Source organism: Lactiplantibacillus pingfangensis, from assembly GCF_005404945.1.
GTDB classification, from domain to species: Bacteria; Bacillota; Bacilli; order Lactobacillales; family Lactobacillaceae; genus Lactiplantibacillus; species Lactiplantibacillus pingfangensis.
The window spans coordinates 1-4,782 of the sequence record NZ_BJDG01000053.1; the positions used below are offsets into that span (position 1 = coordinate 1).

Sequence of the window (4,782 nt, forward strand, 5' to 3'; positions counted from 1 at the left end):
TTACATTTGAGTGAGTGGCGAACTGGTGAGTAACACGTGGGAAACCTGCCCAGAAGTGGGGGATAACACCTGGAAACAGATGCTAATACCGCATAACAACTCGGACCGCATGGTCTGAGTTTGAAAGATGGCTTCGGCTATCACTTTTGGATGGTCCCGCGGCGTATTAGCTAGATGGTGAGGTAACGGCTCACCATGGCAATGATACGTAGCCGACCTGAGAGGGTAATCGGCCACATTGGGACTGAGACACGGCCCAAACTCCTACGGGAGGCAGCAGTAGGGAATCTTCCACAATGGACGAAAGTCTGATGGAGCAACGCCGCGTGAGTGAAGAAGGGTTTCGGCTCGTAAAACTCTGTTGTTAAAGAAGAACATATCTGAGAGTAACTGTTCAGGTATTGACGGTATTTAACCAGAAAGCCACGGCTAACTACGTGCCAGCAGCCGCGGTAATACGTAGGTGGCAAGCGTTGTCCGGATTTATTGGGCGTAAAGCGAGCGCAGGCGGTTTTTTAAGTCTGATGTGAAAGCCTTCGGCTCAACCGAAGAAGTGCATCGGAAACTGGGAAACTTGAGTGCAGAAGAGGACAGTGGAACTCCATGTGTAGCGGTGAAATGCGTAGATATATGGAAGAACACCAGTGGCGAAGGCGGCTGTCTGGTCTGTAACTGACGCTGAGGCTCGAAAGTATGGGTAGCAAACAGGATTAGATACCCTGGTAGTCCATACCGTAAACGATGAATGCTAAGTGTTGGAGGGTTTCCGCCCTTCAGTGCTGCAGCTAACGCATTAAGCATTCCGCCTGGGGAGTACGGCCGCAAGGCTGAAACTCAAAGGAATTGACGGGGGCCCGCACAAGCGGTGGAGCATGTGGTTTAATTCGAAGCTACGCGAAGAACCTTACCAGGTCTTGACATACTATGCAAATCTAAGAGATTAGACGTTCCCTTCGGGGACATGGATACAGGTGGTGCATGGTTGTCGTCAGCTCGTGTCGTGAGATGTTGGGTTAAGTCCCGCAACGAGCGCAACCCTTATTATCAGTTGCCAGCATTAAGTTGGGCACTCTGGTGAGACTGCCGGTGACAAACCGGAGGAAGGTGGGGATGACGTCAAATCATCATGCCCCTTATGACCTGGGCTACACACGTGCTACAATGGATGGTACAACGAGTTGCGAACTCGCGAGAGCAAGCTAATCTCTTAAAGCCATTCTCAGTTCGGATTGTAGGCTGCAACTCGCCTACATGAAGTCGGAATCGCTAGTAATCGCGGATCAGCATGCCGCGGTGAATACGTTCCCGGGCCTTGTACACACCGCCCGTCACACCATGAGAGTTTGTAACACCCAAAGTCGGTGGGGTAACCTTCGGGAGCCAACCGCCTAAGGTGGGACAGATGATTAGGGTGAAGTCGTAACAAGGTAGCCGTAGGAGAACCTGCGGCTGGATCACCTCCTTTCTAAGGAATATTACGGAAACCTTACACACATGATTGTTGAAACTTTGTTTAGTTTTGAGAGGTCTAACTCTCAAACTTGTTCTTTGAAAACTAGATAATATCAAATATATTTTTTCATAATGAAACCGAGAACACCGCGTTTTTTGAGTTTTTTAAAAGAAGTTTAATCGCTAAACTCAATTAATCGTATTTTCCTTTGGAAAATAAGGTTAAGTTAACAAGGGCGCATGGTGAATGCCTTGGCACTAGGAGCCGATGAAGGACGGGACTAACACCGATATGCTTCGGGGAGCTGTACGTAAGCTATGATCCGGAGATTTCCGAATGGGGCAACCCAGCAGTTTTAATCAACTGTTACCGCTAGATGAATACATAGTCTAGTCGGAGGTAAACGCTGTGAACTGAAACATCTCATTAGCAGCAGGAAAATAAAGAAATTTCGATTCCCTAAGTAGCGGCGAGCGAACGGGGAACAGCCCAAACCAGAGAGCTTGCTCTTTGGGGTTGTAGGACTGAACATTTGAGTTACCAAAAAGTTTGATAGTCGAAGGATTTGGGAAAATCCGCCATAGATGGTGATAGCCCAGTAGATTAAATCAAGCTTTCTCAGTTCAGTATCCTGAGTACGGCGGAACACGTGAAATTCCGTCGGAATCTGGGAGGACCATCTCCCAAGGCTAAATACTACCTAGTGACCGATAGTGAACCAGTACCGTGAGGGAAAGGTGAAAAGCACCCCGGAAGGGGAGTGAAATAGTTCCTGAAACCATGTGCCTACAATAAGTCAGAGCGCGTTAATGCGTGATGGCGTGCCTTTTGTAGAATGAACCGGCGAGTTACGATCCCGTGCAAGGTTAAGACTGAAAAGTCGGAGCCGTAGCGAAAGCGAGTCTGAAATGGGCGATTTTAGTACGAGGTTGTAGACCCGAAACCAGGTGACCTATCCATGTCCAGGTTGAAGGTGCGGTAAAACGCACTGGAGGACCGAACCCGTGTAAGTTGAAAATTGCTGGGATGAGGTGTGGATAGCGGTGAAATTCCAAACGAACTTGGAGATAGCTGGTTCTCTCCGAAATAGCTTTAGGGCTAGCCTCGGATTAAGGATCATGGAGGTAGAGCACTATTTGGACTAGGGGCCCGTCTTGGGTTACTGAATTCAGATAAACTCCGAATGCCATTGATTCATATCCGGGAGTCAGACGATGAGTGATAAGATCCACCGTCGAAAGGGGAACAGCCCAGATCACCAGTTAAGGTCCCTAAATGTATACTAAGTGGAAAAGGATGTGGAGTTGCACAGACAACTAGGATGTTGGCTCAGAAGCAGCCACCATTTAAAGAGTGCGTAATAGCTCACTAGTCGAGTGATCCTGCGCCGAAAATGTACCGGGGCTAAGTATACTACCGAAACTGTGGATGTGACCATTAGGTCACGTGATAGGAGAGCGTTCTAAGGGCGGTGAAGCAAGACTGTAAGGACTTGTGGAGCGCTTAGAAGTGAGAATGCCGGTATGAGTAGCGAAAGATGGGTGAGAATCCCATCCACCGAATGACTAAGGTTTCCTGGGGAAGGCTCGTCCTCCCAGGGTTAGTCGGGACCTAAGTCGAGGCCGAGAGGCGTAGACGATGGATAACAGGCTGAGATTCCTGTACTAGTTAAATGCGTTTGAACGATGGAGGGACGCAGTAGGCTAAGATGTGCATTCTGTTGGATTAGAATGTCCAAACAATAAGTCTTGTGAAGAGTCAAATGCTTTTCACTTTAAGGACAAGTTGCGATGGGGAGCGAAATTTAGTAGCGAAGCGTCTGATGTCACACTGCCGAGAAAAGCTTCTAGTGAGTATTTAACTACCCGTACCGCAAACCAACACAGGTAGTCGAGGAGAGAATCCTAAGGTGAGCGAGTGAACTCTCGTTAAGGAACTCGGCAAAATGACCCCGTAACTTCGGGAGAAGGGGTGCTGATCGCAAGATCAGCCGCAGTGAATAGGCCCAGGCGACTGTTTATCAAAAACACAGGTCTCTGCAAAATCGTAAGATGACGTATAGGGGCTGACGCCTGCCCGGTGCTGGAAGGTTAAAAGGATGGGTTAGCTTCGGCGAAGCTCAGAATTGAAGCCCCAGTAAACGGCGGCCGTAACTATAACGGTCCTAAGGTAGCGAAATTCCTTGTCGGGTAAGTTCCGACCCGCACGAAAGGCGTAACGATCTGGGCACTGTCTCAACGAGAGACTCGGTGAAATTATATTGTCCGTGAAGATGCGGACTACCCGCGACAGGACGGAAAGACCCCATGGAGCTTTACTGTAGCTTGATATTGAGTGTTTGTACAGCTTGTACAGGATAGGTAGGAGCCATAGAAACCGGAACGCTAGTTTCGGTGGAGGCGTTGGTGGGATACTACCCTCGCTGTATGACCACTCTAACCCGCGCCACTAATCGTGGCGGGAGACAGTGTCAGGTGGGCAGTTTGACTGGGGCGGTCGCCTCCTAAAAAGTAACGGAGGCGCCCAAAGGTTCCCTCAGAATGGTTGGAAATCATTCGCAGAGTGTAAAGGCACAAGGGAGCTTGACTGCGAGACAGACAGGTCGAGCAGGGACGAAAGTCGGGCTTAGTGATCCGGTGGTACCGTATGGAAGGGCCATCGCTCAACGGATAAAAGCTACCCTGGGGATAACAGGCTTATCTCCCCCAAGAGTCCACATCGACGGGGAGGTTTGGCACCTCGATGTCGGCTCATCGCATCCTGGGGCTGTAGTCGGTCCCAAGGGTTGGGCTGTTCGCCCATTAAAGCGGTACGCGAGCTGGGTTCAGAACGTCGTGAGACAGTTCGGTCCCTATCCGTCGCGGGCGTAGGAAATTTGAGAGGAGCTGTCCTTAGTACGAGAGGACCGGGATGGACATACCTCTGGTGTACCAGTTGTGCCGCCAGGCGCATCGCTGGGTAGCTACGTATGGATCTGATAAACGCTGAAAGCATCTAAGTGTGAAACAGACCTCGAGATGAGATTTCCCATTCCTATATGGAAGTAAGACCCCTGAAAGATGATCAGGTAGATAGGTTAGAAGTGGCAGCACGGTGACGTGTGAAGCGGACTAATACTAATCGGTCGAGGACTTAACCAAGCAAATGGTGTTTAGGTTCATAGGAAAGATAATTTGATATTAGCTAGTTTTGAGGGCACAAGTTCTCAATAGTGTGGCGACGATGGCAAGAAGGATACACCTGTTCCCATGTCGAACACAGAAGTTAAGCTTCTTAGCGCCGAGAGTAGTTGGGGGATCGCTCCCTGCGAGGGTAGGACGTTGCCATGC

3 rRNA genes are annotated in these 4,782 nt (G+C 49.6%); all 3 read left to right on the plus strand.

The features are described 5' to 3' along the window. A 16S ribosomal RNA gene (locus FFM74_RS13425) occupies window positions 1-1,465 on the plus strand; the annotation flags it as partial. Window positions 1,466-1,672: 207 nt separating this feature from the next. Then, window positions 1,673-4,593, plus strand: a 23S ribosomal RNA gene (locus FFM74_RS13430). 72 nt (window positions 4,594-4,665) lie between these two features. Beyond that, window positions 4,666-4,782, plus strand: a 5S ribosomal RNA gene (gene rrf, locus FFM74_RS13435).